Below are 25906 nucleotides of genomic sequence, written 5' to 3'. Positions count from 1 at the left end.
CTTGCGGATTGCATCGACGTAGCTATAAGCCAGCCGATATTCGAGGCGCTGAGCAGCCATTCTCACAACTTCGGGGTACCCAGTACTTGCGCGAGTCGGGCTGTGGGCCTGATCAATTCGGGGCGTGTAGCCGAGGGATGCAATGCTCTTGCGCACGGCCCTGACGGAAAGCCTGTCTGGTCGTATGCGGACGGCAAGTTTGAGCGCGGCTTGTACAGTCGCCGTCTGGAGGAGCGCGAGCTATGCCTATCTGGACTGCGCTGATGGGGTGGAAGGGCTACGCGGCGGCGACGCTTGTCGGCGCTCTTGTCGCCGGCGGCACGGCCTGGACCGCGCAAGGGTGGCGCAAGGACCTGCGCATCGCGGAGCAGCAGCGCGACCAGGCCCAGCGGGTGGCGGACGCGCAGCGCCAGGCGCGCGAGATCCTGCAACGGCGCCACGCCGAGGTAGGGCAGATCAATGAACGGAATGCGAAGGCCGAATGGGCCGCGTATGGAGGGCTGCGCAGTGCGCAAATCGAAGATGACCGCCTTCGGGCTGATGTTGATGCTGGGAGCCAGCGGCTGCGCGTCCAAGCCTCCTGCGGCCCCGCCGCCGGCGGTGGAGTGTCCGCAGCCGGAACCGCCGCCAGCGTGGGTAATGGAGCCCGCGCAGAACTTGATCCTGCTGCTCGATCAACTTATTTCGCCCTTCGAGCCGGAATCCGGCGATTGACGGCGCAGTTGGAAGCCTGCCAGGTGCGTATGCGCTAGCGTTCGCCTAGCGGGCCCAGGCCGGCAGCGATGGCAGCACAGGCCAGCGCGGTGCGTTTGTCGATCACGACTGGTTTGCCCGTCGCGAAAGCGGTACCGCGCTCCCAGGCCTGCAGCGTGGGCAGGGAGACGCCAAGGGCTTCCGCGGCCGCGCGCTGCGAATATCCCATGCGCTGGCGCCAGGATTGGAAATCCGCCGGCGTCATACGCGCTCCAGCTCGCCTTCGCGCCCAGCCATATCGATCAGGTAAGACGTTCCCGATTCGTCGCTGACAGCGACACCGCGAAATCCAAGAATCCCGGCGGCGCGCGCGGTGATCGTCTGGACGTCCCAGGACATTTCGCCCAGGTCGCCCTCGACGCCGTCGAGGTCGAATACCGATTTCGACTCGCCGATCAGGGCCTCTGCGTCGTCTTCGTCGATGCCCAGGCGGGCCGCCAGTTCGTCGACCAGCGGTTGCAGCCTGGCCGCGTCTTCGTGATAGAACAGCCGGCCAGCTTCGACGATGCTGTCGTCGTCGATTTCCAGGCTATACACCACAGCTTCGCCTGCCGTCACCGTATAGATGCGGGCGGAGAAAAACAGAAACGAGCCGAAGCGGCCGGCGCTGGTGATCGTGCTGATTTCGTTGGGGCTGGTGTGAAACAGCTTCATTGCGTTCTCCGTTGCTTGACTAAATTATATAGTCAGCCGGAAAGACGTCAATCTTTTTCTGCTACCCACTGCATCCACCATCCCTGGTAGTAGCGCTGGCCGTCTATCTCTTCGAAACCGCAAATCATCATTCCGCGGTCGGAACCAAACGTCAGCAGCTCGGGTTCCAGCAGATCGGGGATTGCCACCTTTGGCCCGCCGTCGTACCCATGGAGCGGCTTCATCGTCATCACGGAGACATACCGCTTCAACTCCGGATGCATGATCGAATACATGCGGACCGTCCCGGTTTCGATCCGGCCAGGGTCATTGTCGCGGCGGCGTTCCCCGCGGTGGTGTGTGCGCTGCACAGCGCATTTGAGGTCCAACATTGAACTTATGTACTGTATAAAAACACAGTATATTTCAGTCTCGGAAGGGCGCAATTCGGCCCCGATTTAGTCAACCAGGGATCGAATATGACGGAGGAGGCTGACTGGGGTCAGTCCTCGTGCGCGGACTGTGTTTCGGCCATTCGCATGCGCTCCATCTGAGCGATGAATGTGAGCGTGAGGGCTTCCAGCGTTTCGAGTTCGTCGGGGGTTAGATCGGCGAATCGTTCGGAAGGGATGTCAGGGAAGGGCCAGGACGGCATACCCATGTTTGAGACAGAAAGCGGAACGCCTTGCGGAACAAATGCGGAACACTTCGACATAGTGAACCGGGCGGTATGGCGCAAGTGCTTGATTTTATAAGTGGTGCCCGGGGCCGGAATCGAACCGGCACGCCTTGCGGCGGGGGATTTTGAGTCCCCTGCGTCTACCAATTTCACCACCCGGGCAAGGAGGTCGCGGACACGTCCAGGCGACGGTCGCGGGAGAAGCGAAGACGGCGATTATATGCGGTCTGGAGAAAATTGTCAGGCAAGGGGCGGGTCGCCCCTTGCGCGACCCTTGCCCTTACTTCTTCTCCGGCAGGAACCAGTTCATGACCAGCGCGCAGATGCCGCCGGTGGCCACGCCGGATTCCAGCACGTTCTTCACGGCGTGGGGCAGGTGCGAGAGGATTTCCGGCACTTGCGAGACGCCCAGGCCCAGGGCCAGGGAGACGGCGATGATGAGCAGGGCGCGGCGGTCCAGTTGGATGCCGGCCAGGATATTGATGCCGGACGCGGCGACCGCGCCGAACATGACCATGGCGGCGCCGCCCAGGACGGGTTCGGGCACGGCCTGCAGGATGCCGGCCACGGCGGGGAACAGGCCCAGCACGATCAGCATGCCGGCGATCCAGACGCCCACGTGGCGGCTGGCGATGCCGGTCAGTTGGATGACGCCGTTGTTCTGCGCGAAGACCGAGCTGGGGAAGGTGTTGAACACGCCGGCCAGCAGGGAGTTGGCGCCGTTGACCAGCACGCCGCCCTTGATGCGCTGCATCCAGAGGGGGCCTTCGACCGGCTCTTTGGAGACCTTGCTGGTGGCCGTGACGTCGCCGATGGCTTCCAGCGAGGTGACCAGGTAGATGATCAGCATGGGCACGAACAGCGACCACGAGAAGCCCAGGCCGAAGTGCAGCGGGGTGGGGATCTGGAACAGGGCGGCTTCGCGGGCGCCGGTGAAGTCCAGGCGGCCCATGTAGGCGGCGGCGATGTAGCCGACGGCCAGGGCGAGGACGAGCGCGGTGCTGCGGACCCAGACGATGGGGACGCGGTTCAGCAGGATGATGGTGCCCAGCACCAGTCCGGACAGGGTCAGGTTCTCGGCGCTGGCGAAGGTGCCGTTGCCCATGGCGCTGTAGCCGCCGCCCATGCTGATGAGGCCGACCTTGATCAGGGTGAGGCCGATGAGCAGCACCACGATGCCGGTGACCAGCGGGGTGATCAGGCGCTTGACGAAGGGCAGGATGCGGCTGATGCCCATCTCGACGAAGGACCCGGCGATGACGACGCCGAAGATCGCGGCCATGACGGCTTCGACCGGGGTGCCCTGCTTGACCATGACCGAGCCGCCGGCGATCAGCGGGCCGACGAAGTTGAAGCTGGTGCCCTGCACGATGAGCAGGCCGGCGCCCAGGGGGCCGAAGCGCTTGCACTGGACGTAGGTGGCGATGCCGGAGATGACCAGCGACATGGACACGATCAGCGTGGTGTCGCGGCTGGACACGCCCAGGGCCTGGCAGATGAGCAGGCCGGGGGTCACGATGGGGACCAGGATGGCCAGCAGGTGTTGCAGCGCGGCGATGAAGGCGACCGGGGGCGCCGGGCGGTCGTTGGGGCCGTAGACCAGGTCGTGGCTGGGTTCGTCGGCGTCGGAGGCGCCGTGGGGAGCGGGTTGGGCGAGGGAGGCGGGTTGCATGGCGGATGGCCGGCCAGGTCGGAAAGGAAAGTGCGGGATTTTAGCGGGGAAGGCCCCGCCGCGCCCGGGAGCGCCAGCCGGGGGCTTGAAAACCTCCCATTGGCCCCCACATCAGTAGGGTTTCCCGGAAACCGCGCGGGCGAGACGCCCCGGTGGATGGGATTGTCTTGTCCCTAATTTTTTCGACCTCTACACATAATCATGAGCCAAACCGCCACGTCTTCCGCGTCCGAAACCCTGGGGTTCCAGGCCGAGGTGAAGCAGTTGCTGCACCTGATGATCCATTCGCTGTACAGCAACAAGGAAATCTTCCTGCGCGAGCTGGTGTCGAACGCATCGGACGCCTGCGACAAGCTGCGCTTCGAGGCCATCGACCGTCCCGAACTGCTGGAAGGCAACGGCGAACTGGCGATCACCGTCAGCTACGACAAGGCCGCCCGCACGATCACGATCTCGGACAACGGCATCGGCCTGTCGCGTGAAGAGGCGGTGGCCAACCTGGGCACCATCGCCCGTTCCGGCACGCGCGAGTTCTTCTCGCAACTGACCGGCGACAAGCAGAAAGATGCGCAGTTGATCGGCCAGTTCGGCGTGGGTTTCTATTCCTCGTTCATCGTGGCGGACAAGGTGACGGTGGTGAGCCGCCGCGCCGGCGCCGCCGATGCGATCCAGTGGGAATCGGACGGCCAGGGCGAATTCACGATCGCCGCGGCCGAGAAGGCCTCGCGCGGCACCGACGTGACGCTGCACCTGCGCGCCGACGAAGACGAACTGCTCAACGGCTGGAAGCTGCGCGAGATCCTGCGCCGCTATTCCGACCACATTTCCCTGCCCATCCGCATGGCCAAGGAAGAGTGGGACCAGGAAAAGGGCGAGCAGGTCAAGACGGACGAACTGGAAACGGTGAACCAGGCGAACGCGCTGTGGGCCCGCAGCAAGTCCGACGTGACGGAAGAGCAGTACCGCGAGTTCTACAAGACGGTGTCGCACGACTACGACGACCCGCTGGCCTGGACGCACAACCGCGTCGAAGGCCGTAGCGAATACACGCAGTTGCTGTACATCCCCAAGCACGCGCCGATGGACCTGTGGGACCGCGACGGCCGCCGCGGAGTGAAGCTGTACGTGAAGCGCGTCTTCATCATGGACGACGCCGACCAGTTGCTGCCGTCCTATCTGCGTTTCGTGCGCGGCGTGATCGATTCGGCGGACCTGCCGCTGAACGTGTCGCGCGAGATCCTGCAGGAAAGCCGCGACGTGCGCGCGATCCGCGAAGGCTCGGCCAAGCGCATTCTGTCGCTGCTGGAAGACCTGGCCGAGAACAAGAAGGAAGACTACGCCACGTTCTGGTCGGAATTCGGCCAGGTGCTGAAGGAAGGCGCTGGCGAGGACGCGGGCAACCTCGAACGCATCGCCAAGCTGATGCGTTTCGCGTCCACGAATACCGGCGACCAGGCGCAGACCGTGTCCTTCGCCGACTACGTGTCGCGCATGAAGGAAGGCCAGGACAAGATCTACTACGTGACGGCGGACACCTTCGCCGCGGCCAGCAACAGCCCGCACCTGGAGATCTTCCGCAAGAAGGGCATCGAAGTGCTGCTGCTGTCGGACCGCGTGGACGAATGGATGCTGTCCTATCTGCGTGAATTCGACGGCAAGTCGCTGGTGTCGGTGGCCAAGGGCGGCCTGGACCTGGCCGAACTGGCCGACGAGGAAGAAAAGAAGCACCAGGCCGAAGTGGCCGAGGACTTCAAGCCGCTGGTCGAGCGCCTGCAGAAGACGCTGGAAGACCAGGTCAAGGAAGTGCGCGTGACGCTGCGCCTGGTGGATTCGCCGGCTTGCGTGGTGGTGGGGCAGAACGAACTCAGCCCGCACCTGCTGCGCATGCTGAAGGCGGCCGGCCAGGAAGCGCCGAACGTGAAGCCCGTGCTGGAGATCAACCCCGAGCATCCGCTGCTGGCCCGCATCCGCGCGGCCGAGGACGGCGAGTTCGACCAGTGGGCCCGCCTGTTGCTGGACCAGGCCCTGCTCGCCGAAGGCGCGCAGATCGCCGACCCGGCGGCGTTCGTGAAGCGGCTGAACGCGCTGCTGCTGAAGTAAGCGGCCCGTCCGCGCTGCCCGGCCCCCGGGGCGGGCGGCGCGGAGGGATCGCGCCGTCCGCGCGCGGTGGACGGCGCGGCCTGCGCGGGGCGCGATGGCGTCATGAAAAAAATGCAAAGGGCGGGGGCGGGCGCAGGCGTTATCCTTCGGGGCAGACGCCTTGTCGGACCAAGCCGAGCCCCCCAATGCCCCATACCTCCATCCCTCTCTCCCAACTCAAGATAGGTTTCATCGGCGCAGGCCGCCTGGGCCGCGCCTTGGCGTGGAGCCTGGATGCGGCCGGCTGCCGCGTGCATGCGGTCGCCAGCCGCGGCGCGGAGCGGGCGGCCGAGTTCGCGGCGCCCATCGCGCATTGCGCCCAATACCCGGCGCAGCAGCTCGCCGACGAATGCGACCTGGTGTTCATCACCACGCCCGACGCGACCATCCAGGCGGTCGCGGACGGGATCCGCTGGCGGGCGGGCCAGGGCGTGGTGCATTGCAGCGGGGCCACGGAAGTGGCGGTGCTGGCCAAGGCCGCGGCCGACGGCGCGATGACCGGCGGGTTCCACCCGATGCAGACGTTCGCCGATCCGGCGGCGGCGGCGCGTTCGCTGCCCGGCTCCACGATCACTATCGAAGCGCAGGGCGAACTCAACGGCATCCTCCTGGCGCTGGTAGAGCGCCTGGGCTGCGCCGCCAACCAGTTGCCTGCGGGCGCGCGGGCCAGGTATCACGCGGCCGCGGGCTATGCCTCGCAGTACATCAATGTGGTGCTGGGCGAGGCGGTGCGCATCTGGCAATCCTGGGGCGCGACCGAGTCGCAGGCCCTGCCGGCGCTCCTGCCCATGGTGCGCGGCACGCTGGCGTCCATCGAAGCTGCCGGGCTGGCCAAAGGCATGCCCGGCCCAGTGTCGCGGGGCGATGCGGGCACCGTCGAGAAGCATCTGGCGGCGCTGGGCGAGCTGGATGACGATACGTTGCGGCTCTATCGCGACCTGTGCCTGCGCAGCGTGTCGCTGGCGTTCGCGGCGGGCGGCATCGATGCCGACAAAGCCGCGCGCATCGAGGGTATCCTGCGCGAAGCCAAGAGCTAGGCGCGGCCGCCTGCCTGCCGCGCACCGGCGGCAGCCTGCCGGCGGATTGCCGGCCAGCCATCGTCGTTTGCCATGCCGACCCGAGAATTTACGATGCCATCGCCGATGGGAATTGCGCGACTATTGCTGCCACGGTAGTGGTCGGCTCGCGTTCGGCAGCGCGCCTCTTCCGCCATAAAAAACCCGCGGGCCACGCGGGGCATGGAGAGAGACATGACACATCGCGTATTCATGGAGGCGCGGCGCCGGGTCGTCCGCGGCCTGGCCCTGTCGCCCTGGGTGGCCGGCTCCCTCGCCGGTTCGCTCGCCGCCGGGGCCGCACGGGCCAGCAGCGGCGGCGCCGGCAACTTCCCTTCCCATCCCCTGACGTTCATCGTGCCCTGGGCCGCGGGCGGCGGCGGCGACATCGTGGTGCGCATGCTGACCACCAAGCTGAGCGACCGGGTGGGCCAGCCCATCGTCGTGGAGAACCGCGGCGGCGCCACGGGCACGATAGGCAGCGCCCAGGCGGCGCGCAGCAAGCCCGATGGCTACACCGTGGTGTACGCCACGGCGGATTCGCATTTCATTTTTCCGCAGATGTACAAGCAGTCTCCCTATGATGCGCTGCGGGACTTTTCTCCGGTGGCGCCCATCGGCTATTTCCAGTTCGGATTGGCCGTGCATCCGTCCATCCCGGCGCGCAATGCACAGGAGTTCCTGGCGCTAGTCCGCAAGTCGCCGCACAAATACACCTACGGCACCTGGGGCGTGGGCAGCACGGCGCAGTTGGTGATGGAGAATTTCAAGGCCGAGCACGGCCTGGACATCCTGCACGTGCCCTACCAGGGCACCGCGCCGGAATTGCTGGGCCTGGCGTCCGGACAGGTCGACGCCGCCATCCTGCCCATGCAGATCACCGACGGCTATGTGAAGGACGGAAAAATCCGGATGCTGGGGCTGGGTTCGCCCGAGCGCTACGCCACCTTGCCCGATCTGCCCACCCTCAGGGAACAGGGGATGGACCTGGACCTGCGCAGCGCGGTCGGGTTGCTGGGGCCGGCCAACATTCCCGCGCCCATCCTGGCGCGCCTGAACGACGAGCTAGGCAACGTGATGCGCGATCCCGTCGTCCAGGACAATCTGCGCACGCAGTACATCGTTCCGCAGATCATGAAGACCGAGGAGTACCGCGCCTTCCTGCAAAGCGAATACCAGCGCTGGGGAGGCATCGTGCGCAATTCCCGCGTCCGGATCGAGTAGGCCGGCCATCTCGGATCGCAGCGATCCCGGCCCGCGTCCACAGGAGCACACCTAGCCATGACAGTCCTGCAGCAATCCCTGCCACTCATCGGCAATCACCTGAACCGTCCTGAATCGGTCATCGCGCTTGCCGACGGGCGGCTGTATGCCTGCGATCGCCTGCGCGGCGTGGTGCGCGCGGACCGGGATCCGGGCGATCAACCGCCGGTGCAATGGCCCGCGGACGAATTCGTGGCCAATGGCATCGCCTTGCTGGATGACGGCACCTTCCTGATCGCCAACGTCGGTCCGCGCGGCGGCGCCTGGAAGCTGGTGGCGCCGGGCCGGCTGGAACCCTTTCTGACCGAAGCGCAGGGCCTGCCGCGTTCGCCGCTGAACTTTCTGTTCCCGGACGAGCACGGCAATGTCTGGCTGTCGCTGTGCACGCAGTTGGAGCCGCGCAGCCGGGCGTTCCATTCGGAAAACGCCGATGCCACGATAGGCGTGCTGCGCGCCGGCAGCAGCCGGATCGAGATCGTGGCGCGCGGGCTGGGCTTCAGCAACGAGTTGCGCGTGGATCCCTCGGGCCGTTGGCTCTACGTGAACGAAACCATCGCCCGGCGCCTGTCGCGCTTCGAGATCCGACCCGGCCCGAGCCTGGGCAAGCGCGAGCTCGTGTGCGAGTTCGGGCGCGGCACCTGGCCGGACGGGCTGGAGTTCGACGAGGAAGGCGGTATCTGGCTGACCAGTGTGGTCAGCAACCGCGTGCTGCAGGTGGACCGGAACGGCCGCTGCGCGGTGCACATCGAAGACTGCGACGACAGCGCCATCGACGCCGCGGAACGGGCATTTGCCGCCAATGCGTTCGGTTTCGAGGAAATCAGCACGGGCAGGAATTACGGCCTGCGCAATCTCTCCAGCATCGCGTTCGGCGGACCGGACCTGCGCACGGCCTACCTGGGCAGCCTGTTCAATACCGGCATTTCGGTGTGGCAGGCGCCCGTGGCCGGGGCGAAGCCCCTGCATTGGAACGTGGGCAGGACGGTGCTCGACTGAGCGAGCCGGCCGGCGCGGCCTTCAGGCCGCCGCATCGGCGCGCAGCACCACCGCATCGAGCGCCAGCGCGCCCTGGCCTTCGGGCAAGGCCAGCAGAGGATTGATCTCCACCGAACTGAAGTCCGCGCGCCGCGCGTGGGCGAAGCGCGACAGGGCCGCCAGCGCATCGGCCAGGGCGACGATGTCGCAGGGGGGCGCGCCACGCGCGCCTTGCAGCAACGCATGGCCTTTGATCTCGCGGATCATTTCCAGGGCAACGTCGCGGCCGAAGGGCGCCAGGCGGAAGCTCACGTCCTTCAGCACTTCGACGAAGACGCCGCCCAGCCCGAACATCACCACCGGCCCGAACACGGGGTCGCAGTGCACGCCGGCGATGCATTCCACGCCCTTGGGGGCCATGGGCGCGACCAGCACCCCGTCGATGCGGGCCTCGGGGCAGTGCCGCCGCACGGAGTCCATGATGCCGGCATACGCGGTCCGCAGCGCGTCTTCGCCCGCGATGTTGAGTTTGACGCCGCCCACGTCGCTCTTGTGCACGATGTCCGGAGACACCACTTTCATGGCCACCGCGCCGCCCAGCGCGGCCGCGGCGCGCACCGCGGCGTCCTCATCGGTGGCCAGCGTGCAGGGCGTGGCGGGAAGCCCGGCCTGGCGCAGCAGCTCCATGGCCTGGACCTCGTTGTAGGCCTCCAGCAGGGGCGCGCCGGCGGCAGGCACGGCCTCGGGCATGCCGGCGTCGGCGTCCACGCCGGCATGGTCCGCCAGACTGGCCACCGCGCCTATCGTGCGGATGGCAGCGCTGGGGTCGGGGAACACCAGGCAGCCCAGGCGTTCCAGTTCGCGGCGGCGCGCGGGCGGGAACAGCGCGCTGATGCCCAGCGGCACGCCGGGATGGCGGGCCTGCATTTCCCGCGCGAACGCCTCGAAGGTGGGCCACAAGGCTTCGGACGAACCGGCCGCGGCCAGGAAGACGGCCAGCGCGTCGTAGCGGCCATCGGCCAGGATGTCGTCGGCGGTGGCCAGCAGCAATCCCGGTTCGGAGACGGCCTGGCCGGTGACGTCGACGGGATTGCGCCCGCTGGCGAAGGGCACGCGTTCCAGCAGGCGGGCCTGGGCGGCGGCGGAGGGTTCGGGCAGCGCCAGCGCGGCGTCGTGGGCCTCGTCGGCCATCAAGGCGCCGACGCCGCCGGAGATGGTGAAGATGCCCAGGCGCCTGCCGCCGGGCAGGCGCTTCCAGGTGTCCAGCGCATAGCCCAGGTTGAAGAATTCCTCGATGGTGCGGGCGCGCAGGGCGCCGTACTGGCGGAACAGCGCGTCATAGACGGCGTCGTCCCCGGCCAGCGCGGCGGTGTGCGAGGCGGCGGCCTGCGCCCCGGCCTGGGTGCGTCCTATCTTCGTGACCACGACGGGTTTGTCCGCCGCGCGCGCGGCGGCCAGCGCGCGGCGCAGCTTGGGGCCGTCGCGGCAGCCTTCCATGTAGGCCATGATGACGCGCGTGTCGGCGTCATTAGCCAGCCATTCGATGCAGTCCGCGACGTCGATGTCGGCTTCGTTGCCGGTGCTGATCCAGTGCGACAGGCCCAGGCCGCGCTCGCGCGCCATGCTGTAGGCATACGCGCCGAACGCGCCGCTCTGCGACACCATGCCGATGCCGCCCGGGGGCACGATGCCGTTGGCGGGCGCGGGCGAAAAGGTGGCGTAGACCTTGCGGCGCACGTTCATAAAGCCCAGGCAGTTGGGACCCAGCAGCCGGATACCGCGCTCGCGGGCGGCGGCGCACAGCCGTTCCTGCTGCGCGGCGCCGGACGCGCCGGTCTCGGAGAAGCCCGAGGTGAAGACCACGGCCGCGCCGATCTGGCCGGGGCGGGCGCGCTCCAGCGCCTGCGCGGCGTGGGCGGCCGGCACGGCCAGGATGGCCAGGTCGATGTCCGCGTCCAGGGCGTCCAGGCCGGGCACGGCGGGCAGGCCCTGGATGGCGTCCGCGCGCGGGTTGACGGGAACGATGCGGCCCGCGTAGCCATGCTGGCGCAGCAGCGTGACGGGCATGGCGCCGATCTTGCCCGGCGTGGCGGAGGCGCCCACGATGGCGATGCCTTGCGGATCGAAGAGGCGGGACAGGGAGGAATCGGGAAGCTGGGTCATAGATGGGGCCAGGGGAATTCAGGAATAGCGGACGACGCTGCGGCCGATGCTGCCGCGGTCGAGCATCGCGGCCAGCGCCTGTGGCAGGTCGCGGGGTTCGATGACGCGGGAAACCAGGTCCAGGCGCGCCGGGCGGTACTCGGCGGCGAGTTTGTTCCACACCAGCCGGCGCAGCGGCATGGGGCTGTTGGCGTTGATGCCCAGCAGCTTGACGCCGCGCAGGATGAAAGGAATGACGGAGGATGGCAGTTCGGCGCCGCCCGCGTTGCCGAATGCGGCGGCGACGCCATCCGGACGCAGGCTGGCCAGCGCATGGGCCAGCAGCTTGCCGCCCACCGAATCGACGACGCCGGCCCAACGCGCGCTCATCAGCGGCTTGATACCGGCCGACAGGTCGGGCGGGGCGATCACGTCCTGCGCGCCCAGCGACCGCAGATAGCCTTCGGCGTCCGGCTTGCCGGTCATGGCGCATACGCGATAGCCGCGCTGGCTCAGGATGTCGATGGCGATGCCCGCGACGCCGCCGGTCGCGCCGGTAACCAGCACCTCGCCCTGTTCCGGCGCCAGGCCGCAATGTTCCATCCAATGCAGCGACAGCGCGGCGGTATAGCCGGCCGCGCCCAATACCGCCGCATCGCGCAGGCCGATGCCGGCGGGCAGGGGCAGCACCCAGTCGTGGCGGACTCGCGCATATTCCGCGTAGCCGCCATCGCAGTCCACGCCGATGCCGAAGCCGTGCACGACGACTTCCCGGCCGGGCGCCAGCGCCGGATCGGCCGAATGCACCACGGTGCCCGAGAGGTCGATGCCGCCGATGCGCGGGTAGTCGCGGACGATGCCGCCGCGCCCAGCCTGGGCCAGCGCATCCTTGTAATTGAGGCCGGCGTAGGCCACCTTGATGAGGGTGTCGCCGGCGGAAAGCTGGTCTGCGGACAGGCTCTCGAACCGGCCTTGCGGGGGCGCGTCCGCCGCGCCGGCATGCAGGCGATAGGCCTGGAAAGTCGGGTTTTCCATCGTGGTCTCCTTGGGACTCAGGCGCGGGCCAGCAGCCGCCGGGCCAGCGTGGCGCGGTGCAGTTCGTTGGCGCCGTCGTAGATGCGGAAGGGGCGCATTTCCTGCCAGACCATGGCCACGGGCGTATCGTCGGACAGCCCCGACGCGCCCATCATCTGCACCGCCCGGTCCGCGACGCGGTTCACGGCCTCGGAAACGAAGACCTTGGTCATGGCGCTGTGCCGCTTCACCGGCAGCCCGTCGTCCATGCGGCCGGCGCAGTCCAGCGTCATGAGGCGGCTGGCGTGCAGGTCGATGTGGGAATCGGCCACCATCGCCTGAATCTGCTGCAGGTCGGCCAGCCGCGAGCCGAAGGAGTCGCGCCCGACGACATAGGCCTGCGCCGTTTCCAGCGCGCGCCGGGCGCGGCCGATGTAGCGCATGCAATGGGACAGCCGGGCGGGCTCCAGCCGCAACTGTGCATATTCCAGGCCCCGGCCGGGCTCGCCCAGCACGGCGTCGTCTCCGACCTCGCAGCCGGACAGCAGGATCTCGGCGTGGCCGCCGATCTGGTAGCCCGTGACCATGCCGATATCGCGCACGACGCGATAGCCCGGCGTGTCCGCCGGCACCAGGAACAGGGTGGCGCCTTCCTCCGCCCGCGCCAGCACCAGCGCGAAATCCGCGCCCACGCCGCCGCTGATGAACTGCTTGTGCCCGTTCAGCACCCAGCGGCCGTCGCGGCGCTCGGCGCGCGTTTGCAGCATGGACGGATCGGAGCCGGCGCCGGGCGCGGGCTCGGTCATGGCGAAGCAGGCGCGCCGTTCGCCGCGCGTCAACGGCGCCAGGAAGCGTTCCTGCTGGGCGGGACTGGCCAGGCGCAGCAGCGTCAGCATGTTGGGCTGGTCGGGCGCGGCGCAGTTCAGCGCGGCCGGGCCCAGGAAGCCGCGCCCGGCCTCTTCCAGCACCTGGGCCAGGGCGCGCCAGCCCAGGCCCAGCCCGCCCCATTGCGGAGGCAACTGCGGCGCGTACAGGCCGGCTTCGCGGGCCTGTGCGCGCAGGTCCGCCACGCAGCGGTCCAGCGCGGCCACGTCGCGCGCGATGGCGGACGATTCGGCGGGTATCGCGATCTCGTCCACGAAGCGGCGCACGCGTTCGCAGAGTTCCCGCACGCCGCCGGTGTTTTCTTGCTCGGGATGCATGGGCTATTCCTCGATCTTCACGCCGGCCTGCCGCACCACGGCGCGCCAGCGGCCGGTTTCGTCGGCGATGTGCCGGCCGAAAGCCTCGGGCGTGTCGCCCGTGGGCTGCATGCCCAGGCCGGCGAAATAGCCGCGCACCTCGGGATCGGCCAGCACGGCGTTGATCTGGCGGTTCAACTGCGCGATGACGTCCTTGGGCGTGCCGGCCGGCGCCATCACGCCCCACCAGGACGACGCCGCCAGCGGCACGCCCAGTTCGGCCAGCGTGGGAACGTCGGGCAGATCGGGGTTGCGCTTGTCCGCCGCGATGGCCACGGGCCTGAGGCGGCCGGCCTTGACCTGCGCATACACCGGCGGCAGGTTGTCGAAGCTCATCTGCACCTGGCCGCCCACCAGCGCGGTGGCGGCTTCGCTGCTGCCCTTGTAGGGAATGTGCCGCAGCGCGATGCCGGTCTGGTGCGAGAACTGTTCGCCCGCCAGGTGCGGAATGCTGCCCGTGCCCGCCGTGGCGAACGTCAGGCCCTGCTGCTGCGCGGCCGCGCGCTTCAGGTCGTCCAGGCTGCGCCAGGGGCTGGCGGCGGGCAACAGCAGATAGACCGGCACGTCCGTGGCCCACACGACCGGCGCCAGGTCGCGGCTCACGTCGTAGGGCAGCTTGGCGTACAGCACGCTGTTGGTCGCCAGGTTGGCGGTGCCCATCAGCAGGGTGTAGCCGTCGGGGGCGGCCGCCGCGACATAGGCGGTGCCGATCTGGGTGGCGCCGCCTGGCTTGTTCTCCACCACCATGGGCTGGCCCAATAGCGGCGCCAGCTTGCGGGCGATCATGCGCGCCGCGGTGTCGGTGCCGCCGCCGGCCGCATAGGGCACGATCAGGCGGATGGGTTTGTCGGGGTACGCGGCCGCCGCCGCGCCGGCCGTCCCGATGAGGGCGACCGCGCACAGGGCGCGCGCCGTCCGGATGAAGGAATGCATGGCTGTCTCTCCGCAAGGGCCTATTGGATGCGGGTGCCGGTGGACTGCACCAGCTTGCCCCACCAGGCGGTTTCGTCCGCGATCTGCTTGGCGAATTCGGCTGGCGTGCTGCCCAGCGGTTCGGCGCCGAGTTCCTGGAAGCGCGCGCGCAGCGTCGGGTCTTGCAGCGCCTTGGCCACCGCCGCGTGCAACTGCTCGATCACCGCGGGATCGGTGCCGGCGGGCGCCATCAGCCCCTTCCAGGCCATCACCACGAAACCCTTCTGGCCGGCTTCGTCGAAAGTGGGAATATCGGGGGCGGCGGTGGCGCGCTGGTCGCTGGGCACGGCCAGCGCGCGCAGGCTGCCCGCCTTGACCTGCGGCAGCAGCGCCGGCATGTTGTCGATCATGAAATCGATATGGCCGGCCACCAGGTCGGTGACGGCGGGGCCGGTGCCCTTGTAGGGCACGTGCTCCGCCTGCAATCCGGCCTGCTGCTTGAGCAATTCGCCCGCCAGTTGCGCGGGCGAACCGTTGCCCGGGGAGCCGAACGACAGCTTGCCGGGATGGCTGCGCGCATATTGCAGGAACTCCTGCAGCGTCTTCACCGGCATGGACTTCGTCACCACCATCAGGTTGTGTTCGCGTTCCAGGCAACTGATGGGCGTTAGGTCCTTGGCCGGGTTGAACGGCATGTTGGCGTACAGGCTGGGGTTGATGACGGTGGGGCCCGCCGCCGCCAGCAGCAGCGTATAGCCGTCCGGCGCGGCCCGGGCGACGAAATCCCCGCCGATGTTGCCGCCGGCGCCGGGCTTGTTCTCCACGATGACGGGCTGGCCCAGGATGGGATGCAGCGCTTCGGCCAGCAGCCGTCCGAGGATGTCGGTGGAACCGCCCGGGGCGAACGGAATGATCAGCCTCACGGGCTTGTCGGGATAGGCGGCCGCGGCCTGGGGCGGCAGCGCCGCGCAGGCGAACGCGGCGGCCGCGGCCGCGATCCATTTCGGCAGGTGCTTGTGCAGCATGGAAGTCTCCTTTGGTTTGTCGGGCCGCCGGCTTCTCGCGGCTGCGGTCCCGGTATGCCCCGCCTAGCGGCCGGGCGTGTAGCCCGCCTGGGTCAGCGTGTGGCGGGCGATGGTCAACTGGTGGATCTGGCTGGTGCCCTCGTACAGGCGGAACAGGCGCACGTCGCGGTAGAAGCGTTCGATGCCGTGGTCGGCGATGTAGCCGTAGCCGCCGTGCATCTGCACGCAGCGGTCCGCCACGCGGCCGCACATTTCCGAGGCGAAGTACTTGCAGATGGAGGCGTTCAGCGTCACGTCGCGGCCTTCGTCGCGTTCGCGGGCGGTTTGCAGCACCAGCGCGCGCGCCGCCTGGATCTCGGTCTGGCAGTCGGCCAGCATGGCCTGGATAAGCTGGAAATCCATCAGCGGTTTGCCGAATTGTTGGCGCTCGGCCACGAAGCGCAGCGTGTCGTCCAGCATGCGGATAGCCGGGCCGATGCACAGGGCGGCCAGGTGGATGCGCTGCTTGTTCAGGACTTTCATGGCGGTCTTGAAGCCCATGCCTTCGCGGCCGCCGATGATGTTCGCGGCTGGCACGCGGCAGTCCTGGAAGTGCACGGACGACACGGGCGATCCCGCCTGGCCCATTTTGTCGTAGGGCTGCCCGGTGGACAGGCCCGGGGTGCCGCGTTCCACGATGAACGCGGTGATGCCCTTGGCGCCCGGGGCCTGCGGATCGGTGCGCGCCATGACGGTGAACAGGCCCGCCAGCGGCGCGTTGGTGATGAAGCACTTTTCGCCGTTCAGCACGTAGCGGTCGCCGTCACGCACGGCGGTCGTGCGCAGCGCGGTGGCGTCGGAGCCGGCCTGCGGTTCGGTCAGCGCGAAGCAGCCGGTCAGTTCGCCGGATGCCAGGCGGGGCAGGTAGCGCGCTTTCTGTTCATCGGTGCCGTCGGCCACCAACGCTTCCGAACCGATGCCGGTATTGGTGCCGACCCGGGCCCGGAACGCCACCGAGCACTGCGACAGTTCCATGGCGGCCAGGACCAGTTCTTCGGTCGTCATGCCCGCGCCGCCGTACTGCTCGGGGATCGAGTAGCCGAACAGGCCCTGGGCCGCCATGTCGGCGACCAGGTCCTGCGGCACCTCGTCCAGGCGGGCGACCTCGGCTTCGCGCGGCGCCAGCCGCTGGCGCACGTAGCGGCGCAGCGATTCGAGGAATTGAGGGAAACCGTCGGGGTCCCTGATCATGGCTAGTCTCCGTGTTGGCGGGGCGCCGCGCTTTTCCTGTCCGCCTCGGCGCCGTGTTGAATCCAGGCTAGCAAAAGGCCGGCGGATATGAGACAAGTGTTTCGCTATCTTGAACGCCTCGTGCGCCCAGGCGTCCGCCGCTGCTCTATCATCGGCGGAACGGGCTGCGCTTCCGGGCGGCCCCGCCTTCAGGACCGCGACCATGAATCCCAGCCCGGGCGAGCGCCATGCCGACCCCGCCTTCGCCACCACGCTGGCGCATGGGCTGTCCGTGCTGCAGGCCTTCCGTCATGGCGAACCCGCGCTCAGCAACCGGGAACTCGCGGACCGCACCGGCCTGTCCAAGGCCACCATCTCCCGGCTTACCACCACGCTGATGCAGCGCGGCCTGCTGCGCTACGACGCGGGCCTGCGCCGCTATCGCCTGGGGCCCGCCGTGCTGTCGCTGAGCTATCCGCTGCTGGCCAGCATCAAAGTGCGCCAGATGGCGCGCCCGCTGATGAAGCGCCTGGCCGATGCGGCGGGCGGGTCCGCGTCGCTGGGAATGCATCACGGGCTGAACATGGTCTACCTGGAAACCTGCCGCGGCCATGATGCCGTGTCCTTCCGTCCCGATATCGGCGCCTTGCTGCCGCTGCTGCCGTCCGCCATGGGCCGGGCCTGGCTGGCGCAGGGCGCAAGCGGCGAGGCCGAATCCGTGCTGGAGACGCTGCGGCGGCAGGACCCGGCGGCCTGGCGCCGCTACGCACCCGACTGGGAGCAGGCGCGGCGCGACTATGCCCAGCACGGATATTGCGTCGGGCAGGGCGACTGGCACTCGGACGTGCACGCGGTCGCGGTGCCCATGCGGTCCCGTGTCGACGGCCAGGCCCTGGTGTTCAATTGCGGCGTGCCCGTGGCCCGGCTGCGTCCCGGCGACCTCCGCGGCCGCATCGCGCCGCGCCTTTTGACCCTGGTAGGACGCGTCGAGAAAATGCTGGAGCGCGAACATGGGGCATGAACGGGACCGCGAGTTCACCACCACCCTGGCGCGCGGCATCGATATCCTGGCCTGCTTCCGGGCGGACCGCCCCGTGCTGGCCAACAAGGATTTCGCCCAGCAGACCGGCCTGTCGCGCAGCGCCGTTGCGCGCCTGACCCACACGCTGGTCGAACTGGGTTTCCTGCAGCGCGAAGGCGAGCCGGCGCGCTATCGTCTGGGGGCGTCGGTGCTGGCGCTGAGCTACCCCTTGTTGGCAAGCATGCAGATCCGCCAGATGGCGCGTCCGCTGATGAAGCAACTGGCCGACCATGCGCGCGGGGCGGTGTCGCTGGTGGTGCGCGACCGCCTGCAGATGGTGTACGTGGAAACGGCCAGGTCGAACGAAGCCTTGCAGACCCGCCCCGACATCGGCGCGTCGCTGCCGCTGTTGTCCAGCGCGGCCGGCAAAGCCTGGCTGGCGCGCGCCCCGGACGAGGAGCGCGCGGCGGTGCTGAACCAGTTGCGCATCGCCGACCCCGCGCATTACGAGGCGCATTTTCCCACCCTGGCGGCGGCTCGCCGCGACCTGGAGCGCAAGGGCTATTGCGGCAACAACCAGCAATGGCGGCCCGACGCCTACGGCTTTGCCGCGCCGCTGGGCCGGCCTCACCAATCGTTGCTGTACGTCTTCAATTGCGGCGTGCCCGCCAACGACGGCCCTTATCGCGAGCGCGCGGCCGACATCGGCCCGAGGCTGGTCGCCTTGGCGCGGGAGACGGAGCGGCTGTTGGGATATTCGTGATTCCAAGTCAAAAGTGTTTCGCTGGTTTACCCCTATTTCCGCAAGGATGGACCCGGCATACTGGCGGCCTGTCTTCCGATCGGCTCCTTCCGATGCGCCATCCCCTTCTTCCGGCGCACCCTTGAACCCCCGGTCGGCGCTTACGAACCGAGGAAATCCGCATGAACCCCCAAGACACTCAGCCGGCCAAGGCCGGCCTGCCATTGCTGGCGCTGGCCGTCGGCGCGTTCGGCATCGGCGTGACCGAATTTTCGCCCATGGGCCTTTTGCCCGTCATCGCCGAGGGCGTAAACGTGTCCATTCCCAGCGCCGGGATGCTGATCAGCGCCTACGCGATCGGCGTGATGGTCGGCGCGCCCTTGATGACGCTGGCCTTCTCGCGCTGGTCCAAGCGCAAGGCGCTGATCCTGCTGATGGCCATTTTCACCATCGGCAACCTGCTGTCCGCGCTGTCGCCCAACTACACGACGCTGCTGCTGGCCCGGCTGGTGACCAGCCTGAACCATGGCGCGTTCTTCGGGCTGGGGTCGCTGGTCGCCGCCAGCGTGGTGCCGCGCCACAAGCAGGCGAGCGCCGTGGCGACGATGTTCATGGGCCTGACTATCGCCAATGTGGGCGGGGTGCCGGCCGCCACCTGGCTGGGGCAGGCGATCGGCTGGCGCATGTCGTTCGTCGCCACCGCGGTGCTGGGCCTGATCGCCATGCTGGCGCTGTGGCGGGCGCTGCCCGCGGGCGAAGCCGGCCGCCGGCCCAACGTGCGCCACGAATTGGCCGTGCTGAAGAGCCCGGTCGTGCTGACGGCCTTGCTGACGACGGTGCTGGGCGCGGGCGCGATGTTCACGCTCTACACCTACATCGCCCCGACCCTGGCCGACATCACCGGCGCGTCTCCGGCCTTCATCACCGGCATGCTGGTGTTGGTCGGCCTGGGCTTCACGCTGGGCAACGGGGTGGGCGGCCGCATGGCGGACCGTTCGCTGGACGGCACGCTGATCGCGTTCCTGGTGCTGGTCATCGCCGACCTGCTGGCGTTTCCCTGGATCGCATCCACGCAGGCCGGCGCGGCAGTGTCGCTGCTGATCTTCGGCGTGGCCACTTTCGCGGTGGTGCCGCCGCTGCAGATGGGCGTGATGCGCGCCGCCAAGGACGCGCCCGGCCTGGCCTCCTCGGTGAACGTCGGCGCCTTCAACCTGGGCAACGCGGTGGGCGCGGCCGCCGGCGGCGCCGTGATCTCCGCCGGCCTGGGCTACGCCGCCGTGCCGATCGCCGGCGCCGTCATCGCCACGGCCGGCCTGGCGCTGGTGCTGTTGCAGCGCGCCGGCAATCTGCGCCGCCGCAGGCTGGCGGTGCAGGGTTGCTGAGCCTGCCGGCGCGGCGCCGGTCCTTGCTCGCCTTTGCCGCCAGGCGGGTTCTGTAAGTCAGTCTGAGATTTTTGGCCCACTCCACGTAGGCCAGGGTTTCCCCAGGTTGCCGCCGTTTCTCAAATGTCTATTCTTGTATATACAAGATGATGGAGAGGCGGCGCACAACACCGTCGTCTATGGCCGCCCTAGGGCGGCCGTCATCCGGACGTGTGTTGCGTGATCAACCAGAATGAAGGGAAATCCGTGGAAAGAACGGCGGCAACGGCAATCGACGGCTTCGAGGCGACCCCGTCCCGGAAGGTCGGAAATCGGCGCGTGATACTGGGCGCCAGCCTGGGAAACGGGCTGGAGATTTTCGATTTCACGGTGTACAGCTTTTTCGCCGGGGTGATCGGAAGACTCTACTTTCCCAGCGAGTCGGCCTACGGCTCGCTATTGATGGCGGTGGCCGTGTTCGGCGTCGGTTTCATCATGCGGCCGCTGGGCAGCATGGTGCTGGGCGCCTATGCGGACCGCAAGGGAAGAAAGGCCGCCATGCTGGCGACCATCATGCTGATGGGGGCGGGCACCGCCTTGATCGCATTCGCGCCCACGCATGCGCAGATCGGTGTCCTGGCTCCGGGCCTGATCGTCGCGGGACGCTTGTTGCAGGGGTTCGCGGCCGGAGGGGAGGTCGGTGCCGCAACGACGCTGCTGCTGGAATCCGCCGGCGCCAATCAGCGCGCGTTCTTCGTCAGTTGGCAGTCGATCAGCCAGGGGATCGCCGCCTTGCTGGGCGCTTCGCTGGGATTGTTGCTGACTTCGATTCTGTCCGAGGAGGCGCTCTATTCCTGGGGCTGGCGCGTGCCTTTCGTCCTGGGTCTGCTGATCGTCCCGGTCGGCGTCTACATCCGGCGCCATATCGAGGAAACCTACACCGTGGCTCCGGACGCCGCCCCGAAGGAAACCCCGGTCTGGGCGGTGCTGTCCGGCCATACCCGCGATCTGGTGCTGGGTATCCTGATGATCATGTCCGGCACCGTGATGGTGTACATCGTACTGTTCTACATGCCGACGTACATGATGCAGACCCACCGCATCGCGGCGCCCACCGCCTATCTGTTCAGTTGTCTTGCCTCCATCGTGCAGGTGATAGCGGTCTATTTCACCGGAAGGTACGTGGACCGGTTCAGGAACAGCAAGAAAGCCATGATTGTCTCGATCCTGATGGGCATGGCGATGGCTTATCCGACATTCCGGATGCTGGAGTTGCCTGACTATCTCTGGCTCGCGGTCGTCTTCCGCATGCTGCTCATCGTGGCGCTGGGCATCAACATGCTGACCAGCACCATGCTGATCGTGGAGGCGCTGCCGCGCGCCGTGCGGGCGACGGGGATGTCGATGATTTATTCGTTCGGCGTCACGATATTCGGAGGTTCGGCGCAAGTCGTAGTCACGTGGCTGCTGAAGACCACAGGCAATCCTATGGCGCCCGCATGGTACGTGATCGGCATGCTGGCCGTCAGTCTTGCCGCGACGTGCATGTTCAAGGAACGCCATGGCCGATGACCAAGAAAAGGCCTGCGGGAATAACCGTTACTTTCCAGGACAGGGAGCCGGGAGCATGAAAAATCCGCATCGAAGCATCGTTCCCGGATTGCTTGATTCGTTTGATGAAATGAAGCGCATCCGCCACGATATCCACCAGCATCCGGAACTGGGCTACCAGGAGCGGCGCACCGGCGCGATCGTCGCGGATTGCCTGGAGCGCTGGGGCTACCGGGTTCGGCGGGGAGTGGGCGGCACGGGCGTCGTGGGAACGCTGCGGGCAGGAAAGGGCAAGCGATCCATCGGCCTGCGGGCGGACATGGATGCGCTGCCCATCGGCGAAGCCAGCGGGCAGTCCTATTCCAGCGTGAACGAAGGCGTCATGCACGCCTGCGGCCACGACGGGCACACCGCGATACTGCTGGCCGCGGCCAAGCAACTGGCGGCGGACCGGGCATTCTCCGGCACCTTGAACCTGATCTTCCAGCCCGCCGAGGAAGGCGGCGCGGGCGCGCTGGCCATGCTGAATGACGGCCTGTTCGATCAAGCGCCGTGCGATTCGGTCTATGCCTTGCACAACTACCCGACGCCGACCTTGAAATTCGGGCAGATGGCCATCGGCGCCGGCGCGATCATGGCCTCGGTCGACAGCTTTATCGTGGTTGTCAGCGGCAGGGGCGGACACGCCGCGTCGCCGCATTTCACGCGCGACCCCATCGTCATTTCGGCATCGATCATCCAGGCGCTGCAGACGATCGTCTCGCGCAACCTCAGCCCCTACGACTGCGCCGTCGTCAGCGTGACCAGCATCCATGCGGAAGGGGCGTTCAACGTGATCCCGGGCGAACTCGAAATGAAGCTGTCGGTCAGGACCTACGACGAGGCGCAGCGCAGCCTGATCCTGTCCCGCATCCGGGATATCGTGCAGTCGCAGGCCGCCTGCTTCGGGGCAAACGCGCAGATAAAGGAAGCCGGGGCCCATTATCCCGTGCTGGTGAACGCCGAGGAGCCCGCGCGGGAGGCCCGCGAGGTCGCGCTGCGGCACTTTGGCGAAAACAGCGTCGTGGATCATCCGCCGATCATGGCGGCCGACGATTTCGCGTTCATGGCGCAGCGGGTGCCGGGGTGCTACATCAACATCGGGGCGGGCGAAGGGGCCGCGCTGCACAACGCGCGCTACGATTTCAACGACGATCTGATCCTGGTGGGCGGCAGTTTCTGGGTGCATTTGGCGCAGACGCTCTTGCGCTAAGCGGGCCGGGGCCGGAGCAAGGCCGGCCTGGCGCGCTTGGCAAGCAGGCGGTCGGCAGCCGTTCCCCGCAGGGAAAAAGAATGGGCGCCCGCAAGGGGCGCCCAGGATCACGGCAAAAACGGAGGCAGCGTCAAGCCTCGATCCGTTCCACCTTGCCCACCAGCAGTATGTAGGACAGCGCGCCCAGCAGGGCCAGCGACGACACGTAGACGATCGCCGGCGCGAAGCTGTCCTTCGTCACCAGGAAGCCGATCACGATCGGCGTGCAGATCGAGGACAGGTTGCCGACGAAGTTGAACACGCCGCCCGTCAGCCCCAGCAGCCGCACCGGCGCCAGGGTGGACACGAGCGACCAGGTGATCGACGCCAGTCCGTTGCCGAAGAACGCCAGGGCCAGGAAGAATATGACCCAGGGCGTGGAATCGGTGAAGTTGGCGCCGATCATGGAAGTGGAGATCAACAGGCCCAGGATGATGGGCAGCTTGCGCGCCAGGCCCACGGTGGCGCCGCGGCGGATCAGGAAGTCGGACAGCACGCCCGAGCACAGGACGCCGATGAACGCCGCCAGGAACGGCACCGACGCCAGGAAGCCGGACTTGATGAAGTCCATGCCGCGGTACTTCACCAGATAAGTGGGAAACCAGGTCAGGAAGAACCACAGCGTGGAAGTCAGGCAGAACTGGCCCAGGTACACGCCCCAGAGCTTGCGCCTGCTCATCACCAGGCCCAGGTCGTTCCAACTGAACGGCGCCTTCTTTTCCCGCGTGCGGCGATCCAGGTCGACCACGCCGCCGCCTTGCTGGATCAGCTCGATCTCGGCCGCGTTCGCGCCCTTGAACTGGCGCGGCTCGCGGTAGATCATGAACCACAGCACGCCCCAGACGATGCCCAGCAGGCCGGTGCTGACGAACACCATGTGCCAGCCGTAATGGTGCTGCAGCCAGGCCAGCACCGGCGTCAGGAACGCCAGGCCGACGAACTGGCCGGAGGTGTAGAAGCCGATGGCGGTCGCCCGCTCGCGTTCCGGGAACCAGGTGGTGACCACGCGGTTGTTGATCGGATAGGCGGGCGCCTCGAGCGCGCCCACCGCCAGGCGCAGCACGAACAGGATGACGAAGCTGCCGGCGAAGCCCATGAAGAACGTGGCCGCGGACCACAGGATCAGGGCGGCCGCGTACAGCAGGCGCGGGGACACGCGGTCCACCAGCCAGCCGCCGGGGATCTGCATGGCGGCATAGGTCCAGCCGAAGGCGGACAGGATCAGGCCTTCGTGCACCGTGTCCAGGCCGAACTCGTCCTTGAGGGCGGGGGCGGCGATGGACAGGTTGCTGCGGTCCAGGTAGTTGATGACGACGGTGATGAACAGCATCACCATGATGAGATACCGGCTGCGCGTGGGGCGCTGGGCGCCTTGCAGGGCGGCGTGGGTAGCGGTGGACAAGGGAGTCTCCTCTTTCTCTTTATCGGCTTACCACTCGGCGAAGCTGCCGTCGGCGTGGCGCCAGATGGGGTTGCGCCAGCGGTGGCCCACCGCGGCGCGTTCTTTCACGTATTCCTCGTTCACCTCGATGCCCAGGCCCGGGCCCTGGGGGATCGCGACCATCCCGTCTTCATAGGCGAAGACTTCGCGGTTGCTGACGTAGTCCAGCAGATCGTTGGCGGCGTTGTAGTGGATGCCCAGGCTCTGTTCCTGGATGAAGGCGTTGTAGCAGCCGGCGTCGATCTGCAGGCAGGTCGCCAGCGCGATGGGACCCAGCGGGCAATGCAGCGCCAGCGCCACGTCGTACGCTTCGGCCATGGCCGCGATCTTGCGGGTTTCGGTGATGCCGCCCGCGTGCGACGGATCGGGCTGGATGATGTCCACGTAGCCCTCGGCCAGCACGCGCTTGAAGTCCCAGCGCGAGAACAGCCGTTCGCCCAGCGCGATGGGCGTGGAGGTCAGCGGCGCCAGTTCCTTCAGCGCCTCGTAGTGTTCGCTCAGCACGGGCTCTTCGATGAACATGAGCTTGAACGGGTCCAGCTCCTTCATCAGCACCTTGGCCATGGGCTTGTGCACGCGGCCGTGGAAGTCCACGCCGATGCCCACGTTGGGGCCGACTGCGTCGCGCACCGCGGCCACGTTCTCCAGGCATTTCTCGACCTTGTCGAAGGAGTCGATGTACTGCAATTCTTCGGTGCCGTTCATCTTCACGGCCGTGAAGCCGCGCTCCACGGCGCTCTTGGCGGCCGCCGCGGTGTCGGCCGGCCGGTCGCCGCCGATCCACGAATACACGCGGATGCGGTCGCGCACGTTGCCGCCCAGAAGCTGCGACACCGGCACGCCCAGGTGCTTGCCCTTGATGTCCCACAGCGCCTGGTCGATCCCGGCCAGCGCGCTCATGTGGATGGCGCCGCCGCGGTAGAAGCCACCGCGGTACAGCACCGTCCAGTGGTCTTCGATGTTGCGGGGATCCTTGCCGATCAGGTAGTCGGACAGCTCCTCGACGGCGGCGGCCACCGAATGCGCGCGGCCTTCGACGACGGGTTCGCCCCAGCCGACGATGCCCGCGTCCGTTTCGATTTTCAGGAAGCACCACCGGGGCGGCACGATGTAGGTGGTGAGCTTGGTGATCTTCATGCTTGGGTCTCCTGGGCGGGATAGGCGCGTTGCCAGGCCGCGATGAAAGCGCGCGCGTTCTGGCCGACTTCGTTGGCCGACAGGCCGGGTTTGTACAAGGCGGAGCCCAGGCCGAAGCCGCTGGCGCCCGCCTGGGCATAAGTGGAAAGGTTGTCCGGCGTGATGCCGCCCACGGGCACCAGCGCGATCGGCGGACGCATCACGGCGCGCCAGGCCTTCAGCACGGCGGGGCCCAGTTGCTCGGCCGGGAACATCTTCAGCACGTCCGCGCCGGCGGCCAGGGCCGCGTAGGCTTCGGTGGGCGTGGCGACGCCGGGGCAGGACGCCATGCCCAGCTTCTTGGCGGCGCGGATCACGGCGGGGTCGCTGTGCGGCATGACGATGAGTTCGCCGCCCGCCTGCTGGATGCGGGCGCAGTCGCCGGGGTTCAGGACGGTGCCGGCGCCGATCAGGCAGTCGGTGGGCAGGGCGGCGCGCATGGCGCGGATGCTGTCCAGCGGGTCGGGCGAATTCAGCGGCACTTCGATCAGGCGGAAGCCCGCGGCGTAGAGCGCCTGGCCGACGGATTCGGCCTCGGCGGGGGTAATGCCGCGCAGGATGGCGATCAGGCCGCAATGGGCCATGGCGGTTTGCAGACCGGGATGGTTCAT

General features: G+C 67.8%; 24 protein-coding genes and 1 tRNA gene. 11 read left to right on the top strand and 14 right to left on the bottom strand.

Annotated elements, in window-relative coordinates:
- Together AVE30378_RS32800 and AVE30378_RS07675 are read left to right on the top strand one after the other, a co-directional pair.
- Nucleotides 1–264 (top strand): lysozyme (locus AVE30378_RS32800; RefSeq protein WP_165360117.1); only part of this gene is annotated, 264 nt, incomplete at its 5' end.
- Complete coding sequence (locus tag AVE30378_RS07675; protein ID WP_129240182.1) at nt 243–752, top strand: lysis system i-spanin subunit Rz; 510 nt, start codon at nt 243–245, stop codon at nt 750–752. The genes AVE30378_RS32800 and AVE30378_RS07675, both read left to right, overlap by 22 nt.
- Here the strand turns inward: AVE30378_RS07675 and AVE30378_RS07670 are convergent.
- The 5 genes from AVE30378_RS07670 to AVE30378_RS07650 all read right to left on the bottom strand — a co-directional run bounded on the left by AVE30378_RS07670 (nt 749) and on the right by AVE30378_RS07650 (nt 3737).
- Nucleotides 749–958 (bottom strand): helix-turn-helix domain-containing protein, encoded by a 210-nt coding sequence (locus AVE30378_RS07670; protein ID WP_129240181.1) that lies wholly within the window; start codon nt 956–958, stop codon nt 749–751. The two genes, AVE30378_RS07675 and AVE30378_RS07670, sit on opposite strands and share 4 nt — an antisense overlap.
- Nucleotides 955–1407, bottom strand: a complete 453-nt coding sequence (locus AVE30378_RS07665) for an AcrIF11 family anti-CRISPR ADP-ribosyltransferase (RefSeq protein ID WP_129240180.1) — start codon at nt 1405–1407, stop codon at nt 955–957. Before AVE30378_RS07665 ends, AVE30378_RS07670 begins: the two co-directional genes overlap by 4 nt.
- A gap of 47 nt (nt 1408–1454) precedes the next feature.
- A complete protein-coding gene (locus AVE30378_RS07660; RefSeq protein ID WP_129240179.1) occupies nt 1455–1778 on the bottom strand; it encodes a hypothetical protein in 324 nt (107 codons plus the stop codon).
- 364 nt (nt 1779–2142) lie between these two features.
- A tRNA-Leu gene (locus AVE30378_RS07655) sits at nt 2143–2227 on the bottom strand.
- 118 nt (nt 2228–2345) lie between these two features.
- Complete coding sequence (locus tag AVE30378_RS07650; protein ID WP_129240178.1) at nt 2346–3737, bottom strand: uracil-xanthine permease family protein; 1392 nt, start codon at nt 3735–3737, stop codon at nt 2346–2348.
- A 201-nt stretch (nt 3738–3938) separates the two neighbouring features.
- Here AVE30378_RS07650 and htpG point away from each other — a divergent pair, with 201 nt between their 5' ends.
- From htpG to AVE30378_RS07630, 4 genes are all read left to right on the top strand, one after another.
- Nucleotides 3939–5837, top strand: a complete 1899-nt coding sequence (gene htpG, locus AVE30378_RS07645; protein ID WP_129240177.1) for a molecular chaperone HtpG — start codon at nt 3939–3941, stop codon at nt 5835–5837.
- A 185-nt stretch (nt 5838–6022) separates the two neighbouring features.
- Nucleotides 6023–6913 carry a Rossmann-like and DUF2520 domain-containing protein gene (locus AVE30378_RS07640; RefSeq protein ID WP_129240176.1) on the top strand — a complete coding sequence of 297 codons (891 nt, stop codon included), beginning with the start codon at nt 6023–6025 and terminating at the stop codon, nt 6911–6913.
- Between the two features lie 213 nt (nt 6914–7126).
- Complete coding sequence (locus AVE30378_RS07635) at nt 7127–8155, top strand: Bug family tripartite tricarboxylate transporter substrate binding protein (RefSeq protein WP_165360116.1); 1029 nt, start codon at nt 7127–7129, stop codon at nt 8153–8155.
- 57 nt (nt 8156–8212) lie between these two features.
- A complete protein-coding gene (locus AVE30378_RS07630; protein ID WP_129240174.1) occupies nt 8213–9190 on the top strand; it encodes an SMP-30/gluconolactonase/LRE family protein in 978 nt (325 codons plus the stop codon).
- A 21-nt stretch (nt 9191–9211) separates the two neighbouring features.
- Here AVE30378_RS07630 and AVE30378_RS07625 read toward each other — a convergent pair whose 3' ends face one another.
- From AVE30378_RS07625 to AVE30378_RS07600, 6 genes are all read right to left on the bottom strand, one after another.
- Nucleotides 9212–11332 (bottom strand): acetate--CoA ligase family protein, encoded by a 2121-nt coding sequence (locus tag AVE30378_RS07625; protein ID WP_129240173.1) that lies wholly within the window; start codon nt 11330–11332, stop codon nt 9212–9214.
- 18 nt (nt 11333–11350) lie between these two features.
- Nucleotides 11351–12346 carry an acrylyl-CoA reductase family protein gene (locus AVE30378_RS07620; RefSeq protein ID WP_129240172.1) on the bottom strand — a complete coding sequence of 332 codons (996 nt, stop codon included), beginning with the start codon at nt 12344–12346 and terminating at the stop codon, nt 11351–11353.
- Nucleotides 12347–12363: 17 nt separating this feature from the next.
- Nucleotides 12364–13527, bottom strand: coding sequence for an acyl-CoA dehydrogenase family protein (locus tag AVE30378_RS07615; RefSeq protein WP_129240171.1), 1164 nt, complete (start codon nt 13525–13527; stop codon nt 12364–12366).
- A gap of 3 nt (nt 13528–13530) precedes the next feature.
- Nucleotides 13531–14499, bottom strand: a complete 969-nt coding sequence (locus tag AVE30378_RS07610; protein ID WP_129240170.1) for a Bug family tripartite tricarboxylate transporter substrate binding protein — start codon at nt 14497–14499, stop codon at nt 13531–13533.
- 20 nt (nt 14500–14519) lie between these two features.
- Entirely contained in the window at nt 14520–15503 is a 984-nt protein-coding gene (locus AVE30378_RS07605; protein WP_129240169.1) for a Bug family tripartite tricarboxylate transporter substrate binding protein, read from the bottom strand.
- Between the two features lie 63 nt (nt 15504–15566).
- The gene (locus AVE30378_RS07600; protein WP_129240168.1) at nt 15567–16733 is read right to left on the bottom strand and encodes an acyl-CoA dehydrogenase family protein; all 1167 of its coding nucleotides are present in this window, start codon (nt 16731–16733) and stop codon (nt 15567–15569) included.
- Nucleotides 16734–16935: 202 nt separating this feature from the next.
- On the opposite strand from AVE30378_RS07600, the gene AVE30378_RS07595 reads away from it, so the two are divergent.
- The 5 genes from AVE30378_RS07595 to AVE30378_RS07575 all read left to right on the top strand — a co-directional run bounded on the left by AVE30378_RS07595 (nt 16936) and on the right by AVE30378_RS07575 (nt 22639).
- On the top strand, nt 16936–17733 hold the full coding sequence (locus AVE30378_RS07595; protein WP_129240167.1) for an IclR family transcriptional regulator: 798 nt from the start codon (nt 16936–16938) through the stop codon (nt 17731–17733).
- On the top strand, nt 17723–18496 hold the full coding sequence (locus AVE30378_RS07590) for an IclR family transcriptional regulator (RefSeq protein WP_129240166.1): 774 nt from the start codon (nt 17723–17725) through the stop codon (nt 18494–18496). The genes AVE30378_RS07595 and AVE30378_RS07590 overlap by 11 nt, the downstream gene beginning before the upstream one ends.
- Before the next feature lie 161 nt (nt 18497–18657).
- Nucleotides 18658–19857 (top strand): MFS transporter, encoded by a 1200-nt coding sequence (locus AVE30378_RS07585; protein WP_129240165.1) that lies wholly within the window; start codon nt 18658–18660, stop codon nt 19855–19857.
- Between the two features lie 318 nt (nt 19858–20175).
- Complete coding sequence (locus AVE30378_RS07580) at nt 20176–21408, top strand: MFS transporter (protein ID WP_129240164.1); 1233 nt, start codon at nt 20176–20178, stop codon at nt 21406–21408.
- A 55-nt stretch (nt 21409–21463) separates the two neighbouring features.
- The gene (locus AVE30378_RS07575; RefSeq protein WP_129240163.1) at nt 21464–22639 is read left to right on the top strand and encodes an amidohydrolase; all 1176 of its coding nucleotides are present in this window, start codon (nt 21464–21466) and stop codon (nt 22637–22639) included.
- A gap of 130 nt (nt 22640–22769) precedes the next feature.
- Here AVE30378_RS07575 and AVE30378_RS07570 read toward each other — a convergent pair whose 3' ends face one another.
- From AVE30378_RS07570 to AVE30378_RS07560, 3 genes are read right to left on the bottom strand one after another with little or no spacing between them, the layout of a single operon-like run.
- Nucleotides 22770–24080: an MFS transporter gene (locus AVE30378_RS07570; protein ID WP_129240162.1), complete on the bottom strand. Its 1311-nt coding sequence runs from the start codon at nt 24078–24080 to the stop codon at nt 22770–22772.
- Between the two features lie 27 nt (nt 24081–24107).
- Complete coding sequence (gene dgoD / locus AVE30378_RS07565; RefSeq protein WP_129240161.1) at nt 24108–25256, bottom strand: galactonate dehydratase; 1149 nt, start codon at nt 25254–25256, stop codon at nt 24108–24110.
- Complete coding sequence (locus AVE30378_RS07560; RefSeq protein WP_129240160.1) at nt 25253–25906, bottom strand: 2-dehydro-3-deoxy-6-phosphogalactonate aldolase; 654 nt, start codon at nt 25904–25906, stop codon at nt 25253–25255. Before AVE30378_RS07560 ends, dgoD begins: the two co-directional genes overlap by 4 nt.

This window comes from Achromobacter veterisilvae (genome assembly GCF_900496975.1).
In the GTDB taxonomy this organism is placed as follows: domain Bacteria; phylum Pseudomonadota; class Gammaproteobacteria; order Burkholderiales; family Burkholderiaceae_B; genus Achromobacter; species Achromobacter veterisilvae.
Note: the sequence above shows the minus strand (reverse complement) of the source record. Positions and strands in the feature narration are given on the sequence as shown.